General features: G+C 72.3%; 21 protein-coding genes and 2 tRNA genes. 17 read left to right on the forward strand and 6 right to left on the reverse strand.

The features are described from left to right. Nucleotides 1-112 precede the first annotated feature (112 nt). On the reverse strand, nucleotides 113-1,591 hold the full coding sequence (locus ACIPEP_RS00120; RefSeq protein ID WP_071295247.1) for a leucyl aminopeptidase: 1,479 nt from the start codon (nucleotides 1,589-1,591) through the stop codon (nucleotides 113-115). A 76-nt stretch (nucleotides 1,592-1,667) separates the two neighbouring features. Here ACIPEP_RS00120 and ACIPEP_RS00125 point away from each other — a divergent pair, with 76 nt between their 5' ends. The 5 genes from ACIPEP_RS00125 (at nucleotide 1,668) to ACIPEP_RS00145 (ending at nucleotide 7,560) form a co-directional block, all read left to right on the forward strand. Then, nucleotides 1,668-2,600, forward strand: coding sequence for a proteasome assembly chaperone family protein (locus ACIPEP_RS00125; protein ID WP_070418794.1), 933 nt, complete (start codon nucleotides 1,668-1,670; stop codon nucleotides 2,598-2,600). A gap of 145 nt (nucleotides 2,601-2,745) precedes the next feature. Continuing rightward, nucleotides 2,746-4,065: a nitrate/nitrite transporter gene (locus ACIPEP_RS00130; protein WP_402716120.1), complete on the forward strand. Its 1,320-nt coding sequence runs from the start codon at nucleotides 2,746-2,748 to the stop codon at nucleotides 4,063-4,065. 192 nt (nucleotides 4,066-4,257) lie between these two features. Continuing rightward, nucleotides 4,258-5,526 carry an RNA polymerase sigma factor gene (locus ACIPEP_RS00135; RefSeq protein ID WP_402716121.1) on the forward strand — a complete coding sequence of 423 codons (1,269 nt, stop codon included), beginning with the start codon at nucleotides 4,258-4,260 and terminating at the stop codon, nucleotides 5,524-5,526. A gap of 4 nt (nucleotides 5,527-5,530) precedes the next feature. Beyond that, nucleotides 5,531-6,790 (forward strand): MurT ligase domain-containing protein, encoded by a 1,260-nt coding sequence (locus ACIPEP_RS00140; RefSeq protein WP_402716122.1) that lies wholly within the window; start codon nucleotides 5,531-5,533, stop codon nucleotides 6,788-6,790. Further along, the gene (locus ACIPEP_RS00145) at nucleotides 6,787-7,560 is read left to right on the forward strand and encodes a type 1 glutamine amidotransferase (protein WP_402716123.1); all 774 of its coding nucleotides are present in this window, start codon (nucleotides 6,787-6,789) and stop codon (nucleotides 7,558-7,560) included. Before ACIPEP_RS00140 ends, ACIPEP_RS00145 begins: the two co-directional genes overlap by 4 nt. 602 nt (nucleotides 7,561-8,162) lie before the next feature. Here ACIPEP_RS00145 and ACIPEP_RS00150 read toward each other — a convergent pair. The 5 genes from ACIPEP_RS00150 to ACIPEP_RS00170 form a co-directional block, all read right to left on the reverse strand. Beyond that, entirely contained in the window at nucleotides 8,163-9,425 is a 1,263-nt protein-coding gene (locus tag ACIPEP_RS00150) for a glycosyltransferase family 4 protein (protein WP_402716124.1), read from the reverse strand. Continuing rightward, complete coding sequence (locus ACIPEP_RS00155; protein WP_402716125.1) at nucleotides 9,422-10,987, reverse strand: lipopolysaccharide biosynthesis protein; 1,566 nt, start codon at nucleotides 10,985-10,987, stop codon at nucleotides 9,422-9,424. Before ACIPEP_RS00155 ends, ACIPEP_RS00150 begins: the two co-directional genes overlap by 4 nt. Continuing rightward, nucleotides 10,984-11,895 (reverse strand): beta-1,6-N-acetylglucosaminyltransferase, encoded by a 912-nt coding sequence (locus ACIPEP_RS00160; RefSeq protein ID WP_261646391.1) that lies wholly within the window; start codon nucleotides 11,893-11,895, stop codon nucleotides 10,984-10,986. The genes ACIPEP_RS00155 and ACIPEP_RS00160 overlap by 4 nt, the downstream gene beginning before the upstream one ends. 81 nt (nucleotides 11,896-11,976) lie before the next feature. After that, entirely contained in the window at nucleotides 11,977-12,147 is a 171-nt protein-coding gene (locus tag ACIPEP_RS00165; RefSeq protein ID WP_156794728.1) for a hypothetical protein, read from the reverse strand. Between the two features lie 106 nt (nucleotides 12,148-12,253). Beyond that, complete coding sequence (locus ACIPEP_RS00170; RefSeq protein WP_402716126.1) at nucleotides 12,254-13,603, reverse strand: glycosyltransferase; 1,350 nt, start codon at nucleotides 13,601-13,603, stop codon at nucleotides 12,254-12,256. Nucleotides 13,604-13,915: 312 nt separating this feature from the next. Between ACIPEP_RS00170 and ACIPEP_RS00175 the strand changes: the two genes are divergently transcribed. The 12 genes from ACIPEP_RS00175 to ACIPEP_RS00230 all read left to right on the forward strand — a co-directional run bounded on the left by ACIPEP_RS00175 (nucleotide 13,916) and on the right by ACIPEP_RS00230 (nucleotide 21,955). Further along, nucleotides 13,916-15,178 (forward strand): ABC transporter substrate-binding protein, encoded by a 1,263-nt coding sequence (locus ACIPEP_RS00175; protein WP_402716127.1) that lies wholly within the window; start codon nucleotides 13,916-13,918, stop codon nucleotides 15,176-15,178. A 159-nt stretch (nucleotides 15,179-15,337) separates the two neighbouring features. Continuing rightward, nucleotides 15,338-16,312: a carbohydrate ABC transporter permease gene (locus ACIPEP_RS00180; protein WP_402716684.1), complete on the forward strand. Its 975-nt coding sequence runs from the start codon at nucleotides 15,338-15,340 to the stop codon at nucleotides 16,310-16,312. A gap of 95 nt (nucleotides 16,313-16,407) precedes the next feature. Next, nucleotides 16,408-17,220, forward strand: coding sequence for a carbohydrate ABC transporter permease (locus ACIPEP_RS00185; RefSeq protein WP_374475467.1), 813 nt, complete (start codon nucleotides 16,408-16,410; stop codon nucleotides 17,218-17,220). 5 nt (nucleotides 17,221-17,225) lie between these two features. Then, complete coding sequence (locus ACIPEP_RS00190) at nucleotides 17,226-17,768, forward strand: hypothetical protein (RefSeq protein WP_402716128.1); 543 nt, start codon at nucleotides 17,226-17,228, stop codon at nucleotides 17,766-17,768. Between the two features lie 20 nt (nucleotides 17,769-17,788). Further along, nucleotides 17,789-18,829 (forward strand): LacI family DNA-binding transcriptional regulator, encoded by a 1,041-nt coding sequence (locus tag ACIPEP_RS00195; RefSeq protein WP_092386715.1) that lies wholly within the window; start codon nucleotides 17,789-17,791, stop codon nucleotides 18,827-18,829. A gap of 129 nt (nucleotides 18,830-18,958) precedes the next feature. After that, nucleotides 18,959-19,624 carry an MBL fold metallo-hydrolase gene (locus ACIPEP_RS00200; protein WP_402716129.1) on the forward strand — a complete coding sequence of 222 codons (666 nt, stop codon included), beginning with the start codon at nucleotides 18,959-18,961 and terminating at the stop codon, nucleotides 19,622-19,624. A 101-nt stretch (nucleotides 19,625-19,725) separates the two neighbouring features. Then, nucleotides 19,726-19,801: transfer RNA gene (locus ACIPEP_RS00205), tRNA-Glu, on the forward strand. Nucleotides 19,802-19,872: 71 nt separating this feature from the next. Next, a tRNA-Glu gene (locus tag ACIPEP_RS00210) sits at nucleotides 19,873-19,945 on the forward strand. Nucleotides 19,946-20,016: 71 nt separating this feature from the next. Then, nucleotides 20,017-20,424: a RidA family protein gene (locus ACIPEP_RS00215; RefSeq protein WP_175475873.1), complete on the forward strand. Its 408-nt coding sequence runs from the start codon at nucleotides 20,017-20,019 to the stop codon at nucleotides 20,422-20,424. Between the two features lie 135 nt (nucleotides 20,425-20,559). After that, on the forward strand, nucleotides 20,560-20,982 hold the full coding sequence (locus ACIPEP_RS00220) for a fluoride efflux transporter FluC (protein WP_402716130.1): 423 nt from the start codon (nucleotides 20,560-20,562) through the stop codon (nucleotides 20,980-20,982). Further along, complete coding sequence (gene crcB, locus ACIPEP_RS00225) at nucleotides 20,979-21,353, forward strand: fluoride efflux transporter CrcB (protein ID WP_071296136.1); 375 nt, start codon at nucleotides 20,979-20,981, stop codon at nucleotides 21,351-21,353. Before ACIPEP_RS00220 ends, crcB begins: the two co-directional genes overlap by 4 nt. Then, a complete protein-coding gene (locus ACIPEP_RS00230; RefSeq protein WP_070416429.1) occupies nucleotides 21,350-21,955 on the forward strand; it encodes a histidine phosphatase family protein in 606 nt (201 codons plus the stop codon). Before crcB ends, ACIPEP_RS00230 begins: the two co-directional genes overlap by 4 nt. Nucleotides 21,956-22,023 lie beyond the last annotated feature (68 nt).

Raw genomic sequence — 22,023 nt, forward strand, 5'->3', positions numbered from 1 at the left:
ACTGGACACCGCGGCGGCGGCGTCCGACGGTCGGACCGCATGGTTCCGGTCCCGTCCCGTTGGTTTCCGGCGGGGGCGCGTCGAGCGCGCCGTCCCGCCGGAGTCAAACCTACTACTTGGCCTGGAGCTCTTCTGCGAGCGAGATGAGCGTCCGGACCATGGCGCCGGTCGCGCCCTTGCCGAGCCACCCGTAGCCGCCGCCCTTGTTCTCCGACGGACCGGCGATGTCGAGGTGCGCCCACGGGATGCCCTCGCCGACGAAGCGCTCGAGGAACTTGCCCGCGAGCAGCATGCCGCCCGCCGGGTTGCCGACGGTGGCGTTGACCATGTCGGCGACCTCGCTCGCGAGTCGGGCGTCGAGCTCCTCGGGGAGCGGCATCGGCCAGATCGGCTCCGCCACGGCCCCGGCGACCGCGCGGACCTGCGCGACGAGGTCGTCGCTGCCCATGAGCCCGGTGGTGCGGTCGCCGAGCGCGACGACCTGCGCCCCGGTCAGCGTCGCGACGTCGACGATGGCGTCGGGCTGCTCGAGCGACGCGGCGGCCATGCCGTCACCCAGCACGAGTCGGCCCTCGGCGTCGGTGTTCGTGACCTCGACGGTCTTGCCGTTCTTCAGCGTGAGGACGTCGCCGGGGCGCGTCGCCGAGCCGGAGGGCATGTTCTCCGCCAGGCACAGCCACGCGGTGACGCGGACGTCGAGTCCGAGACGCGCGGCGGCGACGGTCGCGGCGAGGACGGTGGCGGCACCCGTCATGTCGGTCTTCATGCCGAGCATGGAGGCGGCCGGCTTGAGCGAGAGACCACCCGAGTCGAACGTGATGCCCTTGCCGACGAGTGCGAGGTGCTTCGTCGCGGACTCCGGCGCGTACCGGACGACGACGAGCCGCGGCGGGCGCTCCGAGCCGCGACCGACACCGAGGATGCCGCCGAAGCCCTGCTCCTCGAGCGCGGTCTCGTCGAGGACCTCGACGGTGAGGGGGAGCCCCTCGGCCTGCGCACGGGCGACGTCGGCGACGTCCGCCGGGCCGAGGTCACCGGCAGCGGTGTTGACGAGGTCGCGCACGAGCGTGGCGGCGTCGCCGACGATCGCCGGGCGGACGGTGGCGTCGGCCGCGGCGGAGGGTGCCAGCACGGTCACCTGCTGGTCCCCGCGTGCGGGACCGGTCGTGCCGGCGCCCTTGTGTCGGGTGAACGAGTAGGCACCGAGCGCGGCGCCCTCGAGCGCGGCGTCGACGAGCTCGGTCGTGTCGGTCGGCAGCGCGAGGACGATCGACGACGCGAGGGGGAGCTGGCGGACCGCGCTGCCGGCGGCCGAGCGGAGTGCCGCTGCGTCGGTGCCGGAGCCGAGCCCGATGAGCGCGATGCCCTGCGCGTCGACACCGACGGCGGGGATGCGCACCAGCTGGTCCTTCGCACCGGTCGCACCGATGGCAGCGAGGTCGATGCCGTCGAGCGCGGAGAACGGCGTCGTGGCGGGCGTCGCGATGGTCGCGGGAGCGCCGTCGGACCCGGGCCGGACACCGAGCACGAGGACGTCGGCGGAGATCGAGGCGGGAGCGGAGGAGTCAGTGGAGAGCGTCGGTCGGACCATGCCCCAACCCTATCCAGCAGGTGTTCGCTGTCGGCGTGGCCGCCCGGCACCGGGGGACACCGGCTCCCCGCCTAGCATGGGGACGGTGAACCACCCCGAGGAGCTCTACACCTTCGCCGAGGACGCGCCGTCCGTCCCCGAGGGGCTGCACCTGGTCGCCGGACTCACCGGGTTCGCCGACGCCGGCTCGGCCGTGGCGCAGGTGACGACCGCCGTCCTGGACGACCTCGAGACGGAGCTCGTCGCCGAGTTCGACCCGGACGTCCTGCTCGACTGGCGTGCACGCCGCCCGGTGATCACCTTCGAGCACGACCACATCGCCGCCGTCGAGCCCCCGCGGCTCCGGCTGCACCTCGTGCGCGACGAGATCGGCCAGCCGTTCCTCTTCCTCTCCGGGTACGAGCCGGACTTCCAGTGGAACCGGTTCGTCCGCGCGGTCACCGACCTCGCCGCCCAGCTCCGGGTCGCCGACACCACCTGGGTCCAGTCGATCCCGATGCCCGTCCCGCACACGCGCCCGATCAGCCTCACCGTCTCCGGCACGCGCGCCGACCTCGTCGAGCAGATGAGCGTCTGGAAGCCCGAGACCCAGGCGCCCGCGAACGTCCTGCACCTCGTCGAGCACCGGCTGTCCGAGCTCGGCGAACAGGTCACCGGACTCGTCCTGCTCGTCCCGCACTACCTGTCCGACACCGAGTTCCCGGACGCTGCCGTCGCCGCGCTCTCCGGCATCTCCGCCGCCACCGGCCTCATCTTCCCCTCCGACGAGCTGCGCGAAGAAGGACGCGAGTTCCGCACCCGCGTCGACGAGCAGGTCGCCGGCAACGAGGAGCTGCAGCGTCTGGTCGGGGTGCTCGAGGAACGGCACGACACCTACATGGAGGGCAACCCGATCGCGTCGCCGCTCACCGGCGTCGACGGGCAGGTCCCCACTGCGGACGCGATCGCCGCGGAGCTGGAACGCTTCCTGGCGGACCGCCGCACCGACGGCGACGCGAGCGGCGACTAGCCGTACCGATCAGCCGCACCGACGTGGCGGAGGCGGGTCGCGCCTCCTGGACCGTCGGACGGGAGGCGCGACACCCGTCGGCCCCGCTCGTCACGTTCTCCACAGCCCGTCCTGGCGGCGGTGCCGCCCCCGCTAGCCTGGTGACGTGAATTCCCGCCGCGCCTTCCTCGTGTGGGGCGTCGCGGTCCTGGCGTACGTCCTCGCGGTCGTGCAGCGGTCCTCGCTCGGTGTCTCCGGGGTCGACGCGCAGGACCGCTTCGCGGTGTCGGCGGCGGTGCTGTCGACGCTCGCGGTGGTGCAGATCGCCGTCTACGCCGGACTCCAGATCCCGGTGGGGATCGCCCTCGACCGCGTCGGGCCGCGCCGACTCGTGCTGCTGGGGGCCGCGCTGCTCGTCGCCGGCCAGGCCGTGGTGGCGGTGTCGCCCACCATCGGGCCGGCGATCGCGGGGCGTGTCCTCGTCGGCGCCGGGGACGCGATGACCTTCATCTCCGTGATCCGCCTCGTGCCGATGTGGTTCAGCGGGCCGATCCTGCCGCAGATCTCGCAGTGGACCGGCAACCTCGGCCAGGTCGGGCAGATCCTGTCGGCGTTCCCGTTCGCCGTGCTGCTGCACACCGCGGGGTGGTCGCCGGCGTTCGGCGTCGCCGCGGCCGCGAGTGCCGTCGGGCTCGTGCTGGCGTTCGTCTTCGTCCGGAACGGCCCCGTGCCGGTGCGCACCGACACGATCCCGCTGCCGCACACCTGGCGGGGCGCGTTCCACACCTTCGGGCACGCGCTGCGGCGTCCCGGTACCCAGCTCGGCTTCTGGTCCCACTACGTCACGCAGTCCTCCGGAACGGTCTTCTCGCTGCTCTGGGGCGTCCCGATGCTGCGCGGGCTGGGGTACTCCCCGTCCGAGGCGGCCGGCTTCCTCACCGTGATCGTCGTCACCGGGTTCGTCGTCGGGCCGGTGCTCGGCGTGCTCTGCGCCCGGTTCCCGCTGCGGCGGTCGAACCTCGTGCTCGGGATCGTCGTCGCCCTCGCGGTGGTGTGGACCGCCGTGCTCGTGTGGCCCGGACAGCCGCCCACGTGGCTGCTGATCGTGCTCGTCGTCGTGATGGGGATCGGCGGTCCGGGCTCGCTCATCGGGTTCGACTTCGCGCGGTCCTTCAACCCCGTCGGCTCCCTCGGGTCGGCGAACGGCGTGGTCAACGTCGGCGGGTTCCTCGCCGCGTTCGTGATGATGTTCCTGATCGGCACGATCCTCGATGTCGCGTCGTCGGCGTCGGGGCAGACCGTGTTCGCGTGGACGAACTTCCGGCTGGCCCTCACCGTGCAGTACGTCGTGGTCGGGATCGGCGTCGTGATGCTGCTGCACGCCCGTCGCCGCACGCGCCGGGTGCTGCACGCCCAGGACGGAATACGGGTGGGGCCGCTCTGGGTTGCACTCGTTGCGCGCCTGCGGAAGCGGAGCGTGCAATAATGAACGCGGACCCGTTCGGGCCTCCTGTGTCTCGGAGCACTCCAGTGCGCCGCAGAAACCGGGGGACTTGACATGGGTCCTAGTGCTGCCCGGAACGGTAGGACCTGATGACGCGGGAGACCGCGGCGCAGGCCCTGGGCGGCGAGGGAGGCCACGACCCCACGAACGTGGCACGACGAGAGAGGTGATCGCATGGCTGCCCGGAGCACGACGATCGATCCCACGAAGGACACCGAGCCCGAGGGCACCGCAGCAGAGAGCGCTGTGGAAGCCGAGGGGACGGCCGCGCCGAAGAAGCGCGCCACCAAGACCACCGCCAAGAAGGCCGCCCCGAAGAAGGCCGCCCCGAAGGCGAAGAAGAAGGCCGACGACGACGAGGACATCGACGAGGAGACCCCGGTCGCCGAGGCCGACGCGACCGACGACGCCGACACCGAGACCGACGAGAAGGACACCAAGCCGGACGCCGCAGCAGCGGTCGCCGCGGGTGCGCTCGTCATCTCGCAGTCCGACGACGACGAGGCGCCGGTCTACTCCACGACGATCACCGGTGCCACCGCCGACCCGGTGAAGGACTACCTCAAGCAGATCGGCAAGGTCGCCCTCCTCAACGCCGAGCAGGAGGTCGAGCTCGCGATGCGCATCGAGGCCGGCCTGTTCGCCGAGGACAAGCTGCAGCACTCGACCGGGCTCTCGAAGCCGGAAGAGCGCGAGCTGCGCTGGGTCGCCCGTGACGGTCAGCGCGCGAAGTCGCACCTGCTCGGCGCGAACCTCCGCCTGGTCGTGTCGCTCGCCAAGCGCTACACCGGCCGCGGCATGCAGTTCCTCGACCTCATCCAGGAAGGCAACCTGGGCCTGATCCGTGCGGTCGAGAAGTTCGACTACACCAAGGGCTTCAAGTTCTCGACCTACGCCACCTGGTGGATCCGTCAGGCGATCACCCGTGCCATGGCCGACCAGGCCCGCACGATCCGCATCCCGGTCCACATGGTCGAGGTCATCAACAAGCTGGCCCGCGTCCAGCGCCAGATGCTGCAGGACCTCGGTCGCGAACCCACTCCGGAAGAGCTCGCCCGCGAGCTCGACATGACCCCGGAGAAGGTCGTCGAGGTGCAGAAGTACGGCCGCGAGCCCATCTCGCTCCACACCCCGCTGGGTGAGGACGGCGACTCGGAGTTCGGCGACCTGATCGAGGACACCGAGGCGGTCGTCCCGGCCGACGCGGTCGGGTTCACGATGCTGCAGAAGCAGCTCGAGAGCCTGCTCGACTCCCTCTCCGAGCGTGAGGCGGGCGTCATCCGCATGCGCTTCGGTCTCGGGGACGGCCAGCCGAAGACCCTCGACCAGATCGGTGACACGTTCGGCGTGACGCGTGAGCGCATCCGTCAGATCGAGTCCAAGACGATGGCGAAGCTCCGCCACCCGTCGCGGTCGCAGTCGCTGCGCGACTACCTCGAGTAGGCCGATGCGCTTCGTCATCCCGATCCTCGTCGGGCGGATCCTCCGCGCCCTCGCACGTGCGCGGGGCGGTGGATCCGCCTACCCCGGGTACATCGTGCTCAAGCTGGTGCCGAACTTCCTCCAGCACGTCACCGCGCAGTTCCCGAACGGCGTCGTCTTCGTGCTCGGTTCGAACGGCAAGTCGACGACGACCCACATGATCTCCGACATCGTGCGGGCGCACGGGCTGCGGGTCTTCACGAACCCGTCCGGGGCGAACCTGCCGCAGGGCATCGCCTCGGCGCTGCTGTCCGAGGTGTCGCTGACCGGCAAGCTCAAGGCGGACATCGGCATCCTCGAGGTGGACGAGGCCTTCGCGGTCGAGCTCGCCGGGATCCTGTCGCCGTCCACCGTGACGATGCTCAACGTCCAGGTCGACCAGCTCTACCGGTTCTTCGAGACCGAACGCGTCGCCACGATGATGCTCGACACCGCGGCCCTGTCGACCGCGAACGTCGTCACCAACCGTGACGACCAGTTCCTCGACGCGTACGTCGGCACGGACGGCCAGCGCGTGCTGCGCTTCGGTGCCAGCGCCGAGGTCGTCGCCGCCGCACCGAACGGCCTGCAGAACGCCGACGACTTCGACCGGCAGGACGCCGTGCCGAACGTCGCCGACGCCGAGGTCGTGGTGAACACCGGCGACGGTGCGACCATCCGCTTCGACGGTGCCGAGATCCCCGTCCGCCTGCCGGCTCGCGGGCTGCACTACGCCGTCGACGCGGCAGCGGCCACCGCGACGGCGAGTGCCGCACTCGGTGCGCAGTTCCGCGCCGACGCCGTGACGACGGCCTTCGGCACGATGAAGCCGGCGTACGGACGTGGTGAGCGACTCCCCATCGCGGGCGAGTCCGCCGAGTTCACGATGTTCAAGAACGCCGCGAGCCTCCAGCTCAACCTCGACGCCCTGCCGGACCACCCCGAACAGGTGCTCATGGCGATCGACGAGGGCACGCCGGACATCTCCTGGATCTACGACATCGACTTCTCGAAGCTCGACCACGTCGACGTCGTCTCCGGCGACAAGGCCTGGCAGATCGCGATCGCCCTCGAGCACGCCGGTGTCCGCATCGGCCGGGTCGAGCCCGACGTCGAGGCCGCGATCAAGCAGATGGAGCAGCTCGGTTCGACGACCTCCGGGACGAAGAACTTCATCGTCAACTACGAGATCATGATGATCGCCCGCAAGGCCCTCGGCCACCCGGACATGGAGAAGACCGCATGACGGCCGACCGGCTGACCATCCTGCACGTCTACCCCCGCCAGATGGGCGTCTCGGGCGACCGTGGCAACGTGGCGGCCCTGGTCCGTCGTGCCGCAGCCGCGGACATCGCCACCGAGGTGCTCGAGTACGCGCCGGGTGACGAGCTCCCCGCCGCGGCGGACGTCGTCGTGATCGGCAACGGACCGCTCAGCGCGATGCGGTCGCTCGGTGACGACATCGCACGCATCGGTGCGCCGCTCCGCGAGTTCGCCGCTGCCGGGGTGCCGGTCGTTGCCGTCGGCGGCGGGTTCGACCTCGCCACGACCGAGGTCGTGCCGACGGACGGTGCTCCCGTCACCGGTTTCGGGGTCTTCGACGCGCGTGCCGTCCGCGGCGCCGAGCGTCGGGTGAACTACTTCGTGCTCGATACCGCGTACCCGCTGCTCCCCGGAGCCCCGACGCGCCTCGCCGGCTTCGAGGACCACGCGACGCGCATCGAGCTCGGTGCCGGTGTCCGGCCGTTCGCCGACGTCGTCTCCGGCGGCGGCAACCAGGCGGGCGCCCCAGTCGAGGGCGCGATCGTCGGCAACTCCTTCGGCACGCACACGCAGGGGCCGATCCTGCCGCTCAACCCGCAGCTGACCGACGGCGTCCTCGCCGCGGCCACCGCTCGGCTCGGCCGCGAGTACGCACCGGACCCGGAGCGCACCGCGTCGATCGACCGCTACGCGCGCGAAGCGCGGGCAACGGTCGACCGCTACGTCGACAAGGCGTTCAAGCGGATCGCTTGACGCGACTGCAGACAGACAGGAGGCGGGGGGGGCGCGGGGGCCCCCCCCCCCGGGGGGGGGGGGGGCGGCGGCGGGGGCCCCGGCCGCCCCCCCCGGGGCGTGGGGGGGCGCGGCGGGCGCCCCGCGCGCGCCGCGGGGGGGGGGGGCGCCCCGCGGGGGGGGGCGCCCCCCGGCCGCCCGCGGCCGCGGGGGGGGGGGGGGGGGGGGGGGGGGGGGCCCCCCCCCCCCCCCCCCCCCCCGTCCGTGCGTTCGCGAGGATCGCGGGCGCAGCGTGCGAGGTTCCGCGCGCGGTGCGGCCCGTGAGCCGTTGCACCGTGCGCGCGACCTCGCACGCTTGTGCGGCGCGTGCCGCCGCGGGTGACCGTCGTCGTGGGCGCGACCTCATCGCGGCGGGCGGCGCGGTACCGGCGGGCGGACGCCTGGGGGAACGGGCGGGCATCGCGCGGGGAGAGCACGTTCTGGACGGGAGGTGTGACCGTTCTGGTTCGCGATCGCCGGGGATCGCGAACCGGAACGGTCAGGCGGCGAGGAGAAGGCGACACGGGCGCGGGCACGCGACGGACGGGAGGGGCGGTGCCAGGGGGAGCCGCGCCTCCTGGGCTTCAGTGACGGGCGTGCGTGAGCAGGGCGCGCAGGAGACCGGCCACGTGCGGTCCGCGGCCGTAGTGGTCGCGTACCCAGGCGCGGCAGCGCTCGCCGAGGGAGGGGTCGCGGTCGGCGCGGTCGAGGGTGTCGAGGACCTTGGTGGCGAGCGCCTCGGGGTCGGTCGGGTCGACGGTCGACGTCGCCCACTCGCCGGCGAGGATCTCGCCCGTGCCACCGCTCTCGGCGGCGACGACCGGGCGGCCGGCGGACATCGCCTCGACGACGACCCGGCCGAAGCCCTCGGGCTCGATGGAGGGCACGACGACCATGTCGGCGGCGTGGAGCAGGGTGACGACGTCGTCCCGCTCGGGGAGGAGCACGACGGAGCCGGCGGGGAGGGACGCGACGGCGCGTCGGACGTCATCGGCGTCGTCGGGGTCGGCCGCTCCGGCGAGCACGAGCACGGGCGGGTGGTGCGGCTGCGTGGCGTGGTGCGTGCTGGCGGGCCCGAGCGCGGGGGTGAGGGCACGTACGGCGGCGCGCGGCGCGCGGGCGCGGTAGCGTTCGGCGTCCTGCTCGAGCACGAGGCGCCAGGCCTCGAGCAGCGCGAGCACGCCCTTCGACCGGGTGAGGCGGCCGTAGTAGAGGACGGTGCGGGTGTCGTCGTCGAGCCCGAGGGTGCGGCGGGCGCGGACTGTCGCGGACGGCGTGGCCGCGGGGAAGAGTGCGGTGTCGACGCCGTTCGGGACGACGGTGATCCGCGAGGCCGGGATGCCCACGTCCGCCCACGCACGAGCCATCGCGTGCGAGACGGCCAGGTAGTGCGTGCGGCCGCCGGCGATCGGCCCGAGGCGTCGGTAGTTCGGCGCGTGGTGCAGGTGCACGACGAGCGGGACGCCGGAGACCACGGACGCCACACGACCCCAGGGGAGGTGCTCGGGCCGGTTCAGCCAGATGACGTCGGGGCGCGAGCGGCGGAGGCGGAGGCCGTCGAGGACGAACCGTGCGGCGTCGCCGGCAGCGCTGCGGAGGCCGAAAAACCGGTTGCCGGTGCGGTGCAGGGCGACCCCGAGCTCGGCGAACTGGTCGCTGCCGGGTTCGGCGCCGTCGGGTCCCGGGGCGAGGTGGCCGCGGTGCCAGACCTCGACGTCCTGCCCGGCGCGCACGAGCTCGCGGGTGTCCTCGAGGACGCACCGCTCGACCCCGCCGGTGATGGCGAGCCCGTTCGTGACGACCGCGATCCGCAGTCGACGGTCGGGGCGTTCCGGGGCGTGGGTCACGGTGTGCCTCCTCGGGCGATCGCGAGCCTGCGGATGAACCAGGGCAGGCAGCCGAGGACGCCGGCCACGCGGACGATGTTCCACACGAGGTCCTGGGGCACGAGGACGGACACCCCGGCGACGACCACCACGGCCGCCAGGACGAGGACCGTCCGGGCACGCGGGCCGCGCCACTCACGGCGGTCGGGGAGCGAGAGCTGCTGCAGCGCCGCGAGCACCATGTAGGCGAAGACCGTGGAGACCCCGGCACCGGCGATGCCGAGCAGCGGGACCAGCAGCAGGTTCGCGCCGATGTTGACGGCACCGGCGATGGCCGCGATCACCCCGACGGCGACGCCGCGACGCTCCACGAGCAGGAGCCGTCCGGTCGCGCCGCTGGCGATCACCGGGAACGCCGTGAGCGCCACGATGAAGACCACGACGGTGAGCTCGTGCACGCGGTACGACGCCGGCGCGAGGATCGGGAGCGCGACCGGTGACACGAGGGTGACCGCGAGCAGCACCGGGGCGAGCAGCAGGTACAGCTGGTCCCGGGCGTGCAGGGCCAGCTGTCGGCGGGCCACGGCGTCCCGGAGCGCCGCGAAGTGCGGTGCCCACGCCTGGTTCGTGAAGGTCAGCAGGAGGATCACGGCGGAACCGACGACGTAAGCGATCTGGTAGCGCGCGACCTCGTCCGGGCCGAGCAGCCGCTGCACGACGATCCGGTCGCCGGCGTTCAGCACGAAGTAGGACAGGTTGCCGAGGGCGATCGGCACGCCGAGCTTGAAGGCCCGTGCGGTGGTCTGGCGGTCGAACAGGCCGGCGAGGCGAGGCCGGGTCGCCGCGAAGCCGATGACCATCGCGGCGGCCTGGGCGAACACGCCGCCCCATGCGTAGGTCGTGGCGTCGGCGTGCACGAACACGAGCAGGCCGAGGCCGATGATCGAACCGCCGACCGAGGACAGCAGGCTCGTGACCGCGAAGACCCGGATGCGGTCCTGGGCGACCAGGATCGCGAGGGAGAGCTGCACGACCGCGGCGGGGAAGATCCAGAGGACGGCGACGAGCAGGATCGGGTGTTCGCCGACGAACCCGGCGACGTCGCCCCAGAGCGGGATCGTGGCGAGGGCGACCGCGGTGACGACGGCTGCGAGGACGATGCCGACCGCGATGAGCCCGCGGGCCTTCCGGTCGTCACCGCCGTCCTCGGCGCGCTGCAGCACGGACGCCTGGTCGAGTCCCGCGACCGCGAGCACGACGAGCGCCTGGTAGAGCGCGATCGCCGAGGCGAGCACACCGAACTCGGAGAGCGGCATGAGGTGCGCGAGGACCGGCGAGATCAGCGAGCTCACGACGAGCTGCATCGACCACACGACCACGTACAGCAGGCCACGGCCGAACAGGACGGACGCGCCCTTCTGGACCGCGGTGCTGCCGGTGTCGGGGACGGTGTGGGCGGCGGCCTCGACGGCGGCCGCTGCCTCGGCGGCCTCGACCGCGGCGGCCTTCCGACTGGTGCTGTCGGCGTCGGGCGGGGTGGCTGCGGCGTGGCGGGCCTCGCGGCGGGTCTGGGGAACGGTCACGAGACACCCACCTCCGGGGTCCGGACGTGCTGTCGGAGTCCGAACGCCTGGTCGACGAGGTCGAGCAGGTCCGAGCTCGCAGCGGTCGAGAACTTGCGGGCGAAGAGGTGCGGCATCGCGGTGGGGTCCGTCGTCCATCGTTCGAGCAGTCGACCGGCGTGGGGGAGCGTCAGCCACGGCGGGCTCTTCATCTTCGAGCCGTCCCAGCCGATGAACCACAGGGTGTGCGGGACGTGGTCCTCGGCGAAGCCGTCGACCAGGGCGGGGGAGTTCAGCACGGTCGGCACGAACGACTCGTCGGCGATCCAGGTGCGGCGCCAGAAGCGGACCAGGTCGGGACGGGCATCGACGACCTCGACGACCGCGGCGGCGTGCGCGGCGCTGAGGACCTTGAGCTGCGACCCGCCCGTGAGCACGACGTCACGCGGGATCCGTCGGGGGATCGGCAGGCGGAGCATGTGCTTCCGCCACGCCCAGTGCGGGTACCGCATGCGCGCGACCCCGCCGCTGGCGCCCCACGCCGCGTGCGGGAGGGGGTGTGGGATGAGGAAGGACTGGTCGCGGTGGGCGTCGAGCAGCGCGGTGATCTCGGCGGGGTTCGCCAGCGGGTAGTCGCTGCCGGTCAGCACCGCCACGTGGCGCGCGCCGGTCTCGGCGAGGGCGGCACGGTAGCCGGAGACCTCGGCCGCGACGTTCTCCCACTTCGCCCAGCCCGTCCGCAGTCGCGGCAGGAGGCGGACCCGGTCGGGGAGCCCCTCGGTCATCGCCCGGTGCACGTCGTCCGGGGTCCGCGCGTCGACGTGCAGGAACACCGGGAACGGGTCGAGTGCCTCGACGAGTCGTCGGACGTGCTGGGGGTCCTCGTGGGCGAGGACGATGCACGCGAGCGCCGCGGGGGAGTTGGCCATGTCTCGAGTGAACAGGGCCGTCCGGACACCGACAAGGCGGTCCCGGGGCGGGTGCGGGGAAGCGGCGGTTTCCCGCAGCGGTCACCGGCGGCGGCGGTACCTCGGGCAGTCGCAGAGGGCGCAGTCGCTGCCCGGCCGGTAGTGCTCGTGGGCGTCCTGCGCGTGGCCGCACACGCAGACGGCCGTCTCCGTGGTGGCGTGGGACGTCGGCACGGTGACGGGCTCGAGCACGAGCGTGGGCCCAAGCGGCATGCGTCCTCCTCCGACCCGCGCGGTACGGGCAGCTGCACCGATCCTACGGGGCAGGGAGCGACGCGTCCGCCGACCGAGGGGGTCGGGCGTGGAACCGCCCGCGGGGTCACCCGGCGTGGAACCGGCCGGCCTCGACGTCCCGCCAGCGACGACGGCTGCGGAACCACGCCGCCGGGCCCGCCGGGAAGCCCCGGAGCTCGTGGTAGGCCAACGACCGCGGCACCCCGGCGTCCGGGACGGCGGGGATCGCGGGACCGACGGGCGCGGACTCGACGGCAGCGGGGGCCGGTGCGCTGCCGGTGCGCAGCCGTCCGACCGTCTCGCGGAGCTTCACCATCGCGGCGGCGGGCACGAGCCGGGCGAGGACCGCGACGTGCCGCCGGTCCTTGGCGGCGAGGGCGCACATCAGCGCGGTGAACCCGACGCCGTTGCCGTGCAGCTGCTTGTGCAGGTCCTCGATGCTCTGCCGGTGCCGGTGGTGCACGACCGCGCGCGGCTCGAACCCGATGCGCCCACCGCGCCAGAGCGTCTCGATGAACATCGCCAGGTCCTCGCCGCCACGGGCCGGGGAGCCCGCGCCGAGCGTGGTGTCGAACCCGCCGACGGCGTCGATCACCGACCGCCGGAACGCCATGTTCGCACCAGCGCCGTAGGCACCGATGCCGTACACGGCGAAGTGCTTCACGACCGACCCGTCCGGGCGGACCGCCTGCACCCGCGCGTGCCGCATCGTGCCGGCGACGTCGTCGGGGACGATCGTGACGGGCGCGAAGGTGCGCTCGCCGCTGAACCCGCCGTAGTACGCCTCGTACCAGATCTGCGCGGGCGTCGAGAGCTCGGTGGGGAGGATCACGCCGGACACCGCGTCGAGGTCGTCCTCGCGGACGAACCGCGCGCCGAGTGCGCGCAACCACTGCGGGTCGACCCGCACGTCGTCGTCGGTGAACGCGACGACCTCGCCGCGGGCGGCCGCGACCCCGGCGTTGCGGCCGGCGGACAGGCCGGGCCGGCGCTCCGTCACGAGGCGCACGCCCCGACCCGCGAGCAGTGCCGGGAGCCGGTCGTCGGCGGGTACCCGGACGCGGTTGTCGACGACGATCACCTCGTGGTCGGGGTAGTCCAGGTGCTCGAGGACGTCGAGCAGTGCGCCGAGGTCCTCGACACGATCCACCACCGTCGAGACGACCACGGAGATCGTCGGCAGGAGGGCATCCGGCACCGGTTCGACGTCGGCGAGCACGGTCTCCCGCAGCGATCCGAGCGCACGGGCGGCGTCGGCGGGGTCGTCGGTGAGCTCGACATCGAGCGTGCCCGTCGGACGCCCGCCGCGGTAGCCGATCACCAGCGCGGACGAGCCCGTGCCGTCCGCGACGAGGCGGGGGAGCGGTGCGTCGAGGTCGACGTCGATCACGCGTCGGGGTGCGGGGAGTGCACGAGCGGTGCTGGTGGTGGCCATGGTGTGGACGGTAGGTGCCAGGCCGCGGCGGCGACAACGGGGAGCGGGGCCGCTGGCGGTGATCGTGCGGAACCCCGCACGGCCGCGCTGACGAGCCCGGACGAGGGTGAGCGCTCACACCCGAAAAGCGAACGGCGCACGGTGGTCACGAGCAGGTCACGGATTCTTTGCAACCGGTTGCGAACGGCTGAGAGCGGGCGTAGCTTCCTCCTCCAGCAGGCAGCGTCGCCTGCTCCAGGCAGCGTCGACCCGATGGTCCTCGCCTGGTGATCTCAACGTGGAGACGACACTGTGAAGACAACACGCGCCAAAGTGCGGTTCGCATCCGTAGCGGGGATCGCGGTCATCGGCCTCGTGCTGACCGGGTGCTCGAGCGGCAGCTCGGCGTCGGACGACGCCAAGAACGGTCAGGACAGCCGCGGCCCCATCACCTACGTGCAGGGCAAGGACAACTCGAACGTCGTCCGCCCCCTGATCGCGAAGTGGAACAAGGCCCACCCCGACGAGAAGGTCACCTTCAAGGAACAGTCCGACCAGGCCGACCAGCAGCACGACGACCTCGTGCAGCACTTCCAGGCGAAGGACGCGAACTACGACGTCGTCGACGTGGACGTCGTCTGGACCGCCGAGTTCGCGGCGAAGGGCTGGCTCACCCCGCTCACCGGCAGCATGAAGATCGACACGTCGAAGCTCCTGCCGGCCACCGTCAAGACGGCCACCTACAACAACACGCTCTACGCGGCACCGCAGACCTCGGACGGCGCGCTGCTCTACTACCGCAAGGACCTCGTCAAGACGCCCCCGACCACCTGGGACGAGATGATGAAGGACTGCGACATCGCCAAGCAGGCCGGCATCGGGTGCTACGCCGGGCAGTTCGCGAAGTACGAGGGCCTGACCGTGAACGCCTCCGAGGCGATCAACGGCTCCGGCGGCTCGGTCCTCAGCAAGAGCGGCACGCCGGACGTCGACACGTCCGACGCGAAGGCCGGCCTGCAGAACCTGGTCGACGCCTTCAAGGACGGCAACATCCCCGCCGAGGCGATCACCTACCAGGAAGAGCAGGGCCGCACCGCCTTCGAGGCCGGCAAGCTCCTGTTCCTGCGCAACTGGCCGTACGTCTACAGCCTCGCGAAGACGGACGGGTCGAGCACGGTCAAGGACACCTTCGGCATCGCGCCGATCCCCGGCAAGGACGGCACCGGCGCCTCGACGCTCGGCGGTCACAACGCCGCGATCAGCGTGTACTCGAAGCACAAGGCGACCGCGCACGACTTCCTCGAGTTCCTGGAGTCGAACGAGACGCAGAAGTTCTTCGCCACGCAGGGCTCCCTCGCCCCGGTCGTCGGTGACCTCTACACCGACTCCGAGCTGACGAGCAAGCTGCCCTACCTGCCGACCCTGCTCAAGTCCATCGAGTCGGCCGAGCCGCGCCCGGTCACGCCGTTCTACCCGGCCGTGACGAAGGCGATCCAGGACAACACCTACGCCGCGCTCAAGGGATCGAAGAGCGTCGACGAGGCGATGAAGGACATGCAGGCGGCCCTCAAGACGGCCACCAGCAGCGGCAGTTAGCACCCGAGTACGCGGCGTTCGCCGCATCGGACTGGAGGCGCGGGTCGACCCCGCCCCGCGCCTCCCGTCCGTCCCATCCTGCGTTCCGACACCCGGCAAGGAGGCCGTCACGTGTCAGCAGCAACCGAGATCCCCGCCGCCATCCCCAACCCGACGGGCATGGAGCCGCAGAAGCGGCGCAAGGGCGGACTCAACGCCGAGCACGGCCGATGGGCCGTGTACCTCATCGGCCCGACGATCGTGCTCCTCGCCATCGTCATCGGCTACCCGGTGGTCAGCGCGATCATCCAGTCGTTCCAACTCGACCAGGGTCTCGACAAGGCGACCCAGCTCTTCGTCGAGGGCGGCTTCGCCGGCGTGACGAACTACGTGCACTGGCTCGGACAGCAGTGCGGGAACGTCACCTGCCCACCCGGCAGCCTCGGCTCCCAGTTCTGGGTGTCGATGGGCAACACGTTCTTCTTCACGGTCGTCACCGTCGCCCTGGAGACGGTGATCGGCGTGTGGATGGCGATCATCATGAACCGCAACTTCAAGGGCCGCGCCCTCGTCCGTGCCGCGATCCTCGTGCCGTGGGCCATCCCGACCGCCGTCACCGCGAAGCTCTGGTACTTCATCTTCGACGCGAACGGCGTGCTCAACCACGTCCTCGGGCAGCAGATCCTCTGGACGAGCGGCGAGTGGGCGTCCCGGTGGGCGGTCATCATCGCCGACACCTGGAAGACCACGCCGTTCATGGCGCTGCTCATCCTCGCGGGGCTGCAGCTCATCCCGGAAGAGGTCTACGAGGCCGGCAAGATGGACGGCGCCTCCACCGTCCAGCGCTTCGTGCTCATCACCCTGCCGCTCATCAAGCCGGCGCTCATGGTCGCGGTCCTGTTCCGCGTGCTCGACGCGCTGCGCATGTACGACCTGCCGGCGATCCTCACCGGCGGTGGCGGTGGTTCCGGCAACGCCACCACGACCCTGTCGATCCTCGTCGTCGAACAGATCCGGCAGGGCTTCAACTCCGCGTCGGCACTGTCGACCATCACCTTCCTGGTGATCTTCATCGTCGCGTTCGTCTTCGTGCGGTTCCTCGGCGCCAACGTGGTGCAGACGCAGGCCGCCCAGCAGAAGGGGGAGCTCAAGTGACCCTCGCAGCCGACCGTCCCCGGTCCAACGCCCGAGCCCGCGACATCGCCGTCGACCGCAGCGATGTTCGGGTCAAGCGCCACACCGGCCCGCGGATCCGCACCGCCGTGCAGGCCATCGTCATCGCCGTCTGGTGCCTCCTGCCGTTCTACTGGATGGTGGTGACCAGCTTCCGCGACGTCGGGTTCACGTTCGACGCCACACCGTGGCCGACGCACGTCACGCTCGACAACTACGCGACGGCGTTCTCGACGTCGCTCGGCAACCACCTCGGGCGGGCGCTCGCGAACAGCCTCCTCATCGGCGGCGTCGTGACGATCATCGCCCTGCTCGTCGGCACGAGCGCCGCGTACGCCCTGGCCCGTCTCGAGTTCAAGGGCAAGTCGCTCATCGCCGGTGCGATCCTCGCGGCGTCGATGTTCCCGGGCGTCGCGCTCATCTCCCCGCTGTTCCAGCTGTTCACGGACATCGGGTGGATGGGCTCGTACCAGGCGCTGATCCTGCCGAGCATCTCGTTCGTGCTGCCCCTGACCGTCTACACGCTCGCGAGCTTCTTCCGCGAGATGCCGTGGGACCTCGAGGAAGCGGCACGCATCGACGGGTGCACCCGCGTGCAGGCGTTCCGACGGATCATCCTGCCGCTGGCCGCCCCGGCCGTGTTCACGACGGCGATCCTGGCGTTCATCTCCAGCTGGAACGAGTACCTCATCTCCTCCCAGCTCTCGAGCGACGCGACGCAGCCGGTGACCGTGGCGATCGCCTCGTTCGCCGGGTCCCAGCCGCACCAGGAGCCCTACACGGCGGTGATGGCCGCCGGCACGATCGTCACGATCCCGCTCGTGGTCCTCGTGCTCATCTTCCAACGACGCATCGTGGCCGGCCTCACCGCCGGCGGCGTGAAGGGCTGACGACCATGGCACAGCGCGGACCGACCCGGCCCACGGCCCGGATCGAGGAGGCCATCGGCTTCGTCGGCACGTTCGGCATCCTGTTCCTCGGGGCCACGGTGTTCTGCGAGCTCACCGGCCGCCCGGCGCTCGGCTGGGCGCTCACGCTGCTCGTCTGCGTGCTCGGCGTGGTGGTGCTCGACCGGTGGCGGGTGTCGGTGCTCCGCCGCACCCGTTCGACCGACGGTGTCGGCGGGGCGGCGCCGGTCCACGCTTCGGTCGCGCGGCCGTCGACGGCGCCGGTCGCCGCGGCCGGTGCCGGTCCGTCGGGGTGGCGGTCGGACCCGTCCCGCATCGCCGTGCAGCCCGCGGCGGACGGTCGGGTGCACCGCCACGTCGGGTGGGACGAACTGGCGCCCGCCGGTCGTCGGGCCGCTCGGACGCGGCGCGTTGCCCCGATCCCCGGAGCAGCGCCCGGCACGGCGCTCCCCGGGGCGGGCAGTGCGCCGACGGTCGCGCGAGCGCAGACCGGCCCCGTCGCCGAGGTGCGGCGGCCGTCGGACGGGTGACGGGCCTCCCGGGACCGTCCATGGGCATCCAGGAGATCGCGACCGTCACGGGCCTGTCGAAGTCGACGGTGTCCCGCGCACTGCGTGGGATGTCGACGGTCGCGGACACCACGATCGACGAGGTGCGACGGGTCGCCGACGAGCTCGGGTACGTGCCGAGCTCGGCGGCGGCCGGTCTCGCCACGGGGCGGCAGCGTGCGATCGGCGTCGTCGTCCCGGTGATCGACCGGTGGTTCTACGTCAAGGCGCTCGGCGGTGTCGACGCCGAACTACGGCGGGCCGGGTACGACCTGGTGCTGTACAACCTCGGCGGACCCGGCGGCGACCGCGACCGGGCGTTCCGACGGTCGATGCTGCGGCACCGGGTCGACGGCCTCGTCCTGCTGTCGCTCGTGCTCGACGAGACCGAGCGCGCCGAACTGGAACTCACGCGGCACCCCATGATCGTGATCGGCGGTCCGGCGCCGGGCCTCCGGAACGTCGGCGTGGACGACGTCGCCGTGGCCGGGATCGCCGTCGAGCACCTGTGCGGACTCGGACACCGGGACGTGGCCTACGTCGGCGGACAGGACGAGGCGGGGATGAACGTGGCGGTGCCGTGGCTGCGGCGGGACGGGTTCGTGGACGCCCTCGCCGCGCGGGGGATCGCGGTGCGGGAGGACTGGATCCTCGACGGGCGGTTCTCCTTCGCGGGTGGCGTCGACGCGGGGGAGGCGTTGTTCGGCGGCCGTGACGGGCGCCGCGGTGTCGGGCGTGACGGCGCGTGGCCGACCGCGGTGTTCTGCGCGTCGGACGAGATGGCGCTCGGGGTGGTCCTCGCCGCGCGTCGAGCGGGCCTCTCGGTGCCGGAGGACGTCTCGGTCATCGGCATCGACGGCCACGAGTACGGCGAGGTCGCCGGGCTGACCACCATCGCCCAGGACCCGGTTGCCCAGGGTCGGGTCGCGGCGCGGGCCGTGCTCGCCGAGGTCGACGGCGGGCTCGCGGGGCCGTTGCCGGCGTCCCCGGCGCACCTCGTGGTGCGGTCGACGACGGGGCCACCCCGGGCCGTCCGCGCGTAGGCGGTGGCATCGCCGAGCTCCGAACCACGAACGCGACATCGAACCGGGCGCCGCGCCTGGTTCGACGTCGCTTCCGTGGTTCGACGCAAGCCGCGCCGCACCGCCGCGCCGCCGCGTAGGGTCGCCCGCATGGAGGTCACCAAGCTCGAGCACGCCTGCCAGATCGTCACTGAGGGCAGCGCGCGCCTGGTCATCGACCCGGGCAACTTCACCCGGCCCGTCGACGTCACCGGGGTCGTCGCCGTCGTCGTCACCCACGAGCACCCCGATCACGTCACGCCCGAGCAGGTCCGGCGGATCCTCGACGCGAACCCCGGGGCGGTCGTGATCGGCCCCGCCGGTGTCGCCCGGGCGCTCGCCGGCGCGAGCGACGCGGGCGGCGCGGGCGGCGCGGACGGCGTCGTGGTGGACGTCGTCACCGCCGGGGACCGTCGCACCGTGGGCCCGTTCGACCTGTCGTTCCACGGCACGCGTCACAACCTGATCCACTCGAGCGTCCCGATCGTCGACAACACCGGTGTCCTCGTGAACGGCAGGCTCTTCCACCCGGGCGACTCCTACACGGTTCCCGACGTCCCGGTCGACGTCCTCGCCGCACCCGTCGGTGCCCCGTGGCTCAAGGTCTCCGAGATGATGGACTACGTCCTCGCGGTCGGGCCCCGCCTGGCCTACCCCGTGCACGAGGCAACGCTCTCCGACGTCGGCTACGGCATGCACACCGGTCGTCTCCGCGAGGCCGTGGAGCCCGCCGGCTCGCTCGTCGTCCTCCGTCCCGGGGAGTCCCTCACGATCTGACGGGGGCGGTTGTCCCGCCGCGGCATGGCGGCGCACCCGGGCGACACGCCTCGTTTTGGCACGGCGTCGGGCTTGTGCAATACTTGTCGAGTTGTCGGAACGGCCCCATCGTACAGCGGCCTAGTACGTCGCCCTCTCACGGCGGTAACGCGGGTTCGAATCCCGCTGGGGTCACCACAGGTGGCTTGCCTCCGACTCCGACAACGACCATGACCCCCGCTTCCGGGCGGGGGATTCCCATGTGTGACGGCCCCATCGTACAGCGGCCTAGTACGTCGCCCTCTCACGGCGGTAACGCGGGTTCGAATCCCGCTGGGGTCACACCAGCACGAAAGCCCTCCGGTCCGCCGGGGGGCTTTCATCGTCCCGGTCGGCTCTGCGAGGCTGACGGGGTGACCAGTGTCGTGCAGCTCATCCGTTCCGGTGCCCTCAGCGACGTCGCGGAGTACGCGTACGCCGCGTCCGTGCCGGCCGGCAGCCGACTCGTGTTCCTCGCCGGCGCGTGCCCCCTCGACGCCGACGGCCGGACCGTGGCCGTGGGCGACGTCCGCGGTCAGGCGGCGCAGTGCGTCGAGAACCTCCGCACCGCGCTCGACGCCGCGGGGGCCGGGATCGCCGACCTCGCCCAGACCCGGGTCCTCGTCGCGTCGACGCGGCAGGCCGACCTCGTGGCCGCGTGGGAGGTCGTCCGCGAGGCCGTGGGCGACCACGACGTGCCGAGCACCCTCGTCGGGGTGACCGTCCTCGGGTACGACGACCAGCTCGTCGAGATCGAGGGCATCGCGGCCGTCGCGGACTGACGCGGTACGCTGATCCGGTCGTCAGACCCGGCAGTGGGGCCTGCCGGACCCAACCGCGGCCAGCCGCCAACGGTCCCTATCCCGAGAACACCGCACGCGCGGAGACGATCCGGCGTGCTCGGCGATAGGAGCACCGTGCACGAACGTCCACCCCACCTCCGCTGGTCGATGCTCGGCGTCGTCGCACTCGGCGGGGCGATCGGCACCGGTGTCCGAGCGCTCCTCGCCGAGGTCTTCCCGGCGCACGACGGCATCAGCTGGGCGATCTTCGCGATCAACGTCGTCGGCGCGTTCTGCCTCGGCCTCCTGCTCGAGGCGCTGGCGCACCGCGGCCCGGACGTCGGGCGTCGTCGGGGCCTGCGGTTGTTCGTCGGCACCGGGATCCTCGGCGGCTTCACGACCTACAGCACGCTCGCCGACGACACCGCGCAGCTGCTCGACGTCGGTCGCTGGGGCGCCGGCAGCGGGTACGCCCTGCTCACGGTGGTGGCGGGGCTGCTCGCCGTCGTGGCCGGCATCGGGCTCGCCACGGTGGTCCGGTCCGGAGGCGCCCGGTGAACGCCCTCGAACTGCTCCTCGTCGCGGTCGGCGGGGGAGTCGGCGCGGCGCTGCGCTTCCTCCTCGACGGCGTCGTGAAGGCCCGGGTGTCCGGCTTCCCGCTCGGCACGGTCGTCATCAACGTGTCCGGATCGCTCGTCCTCGGGGTCCTGACGGGCCTCGGGCAGGCGGGCACGATCCCGCTCCCGGTCGTCGCGGTGCTCGGAACGGGCATGATGGGTGGGTACACGACGTTCTCGACGGCGAGCGTCGAGACCGTACAGCTCCTCCGATCCGGCAAGCCCCGGCTCGCCGTCCTGAACGGCCTCGGGATGCTCGTCGTCTCGGTCGGCGCAGCCGCGCTCGGCCTGCTCATCGGAAGGAACACATGACCTCGGAACGCCCCGGCGAACTCGTCCTCGTCCGTCACGGAGAGACGGAGTGGTCGAAGAGCGGGCAGCACACCGGCCGCACCGACATCCCGCTCACCGAGAACGGCATCGAGCAGGCGAAGCGCGCCGGCCGGTACCTGGCGGACCGCACGTTCGCGCTGGCACTGTCCAGCCCGTTGCAGCGTGCCCGCGACACGGCGGCGCTCGTCGGTGTCGACGCGGAGCTCGACGAGGACCTCTACGAGTGGGACTACGGCGCGTACGAGGGGCTCACCACGCCGCAGATCAAGGTCCTCCGGCACGGCCCGTGGGACCTCTGGACCGACGGCGTGCCCGCCGGTGACACCCCCGGCGAGAACGCCGCCGAGGTCCGGGTCCGCGTCGAGCGCATCCTCAACCGTGCCCGACCGGTCCTCGCCGAGGGGCAGGACGCGATCGTCGTCGCCCACGGGCACGTCCTCCGCGCGCTCGGCGCCGCGTGGATCCGCCTCGCACCGCAGGACGGCGCCGTGCTGAAGCTCGGCACCGCCTCGGTGAGCGTGCTCGGGTACGAGCACGGCCGCCCCGTCATCGACGCCTGGAACATCCAGCCCCGCGACTGACGCGTCCGCGCACGCGTCCGCAGCGGGTCTGCGGCGGGCGGTTGCGGACGGGAGGCGCGGTGCCGGCC

Source organism: Curtobacterium sp. NPDC087082 (assembly GCF_044745045.1).
Classification (GTDB): Bacteria; Actinomycetota; Actinomycetes; order Actinomycetales; family Microbacteriaceae; genus Curtobacterium.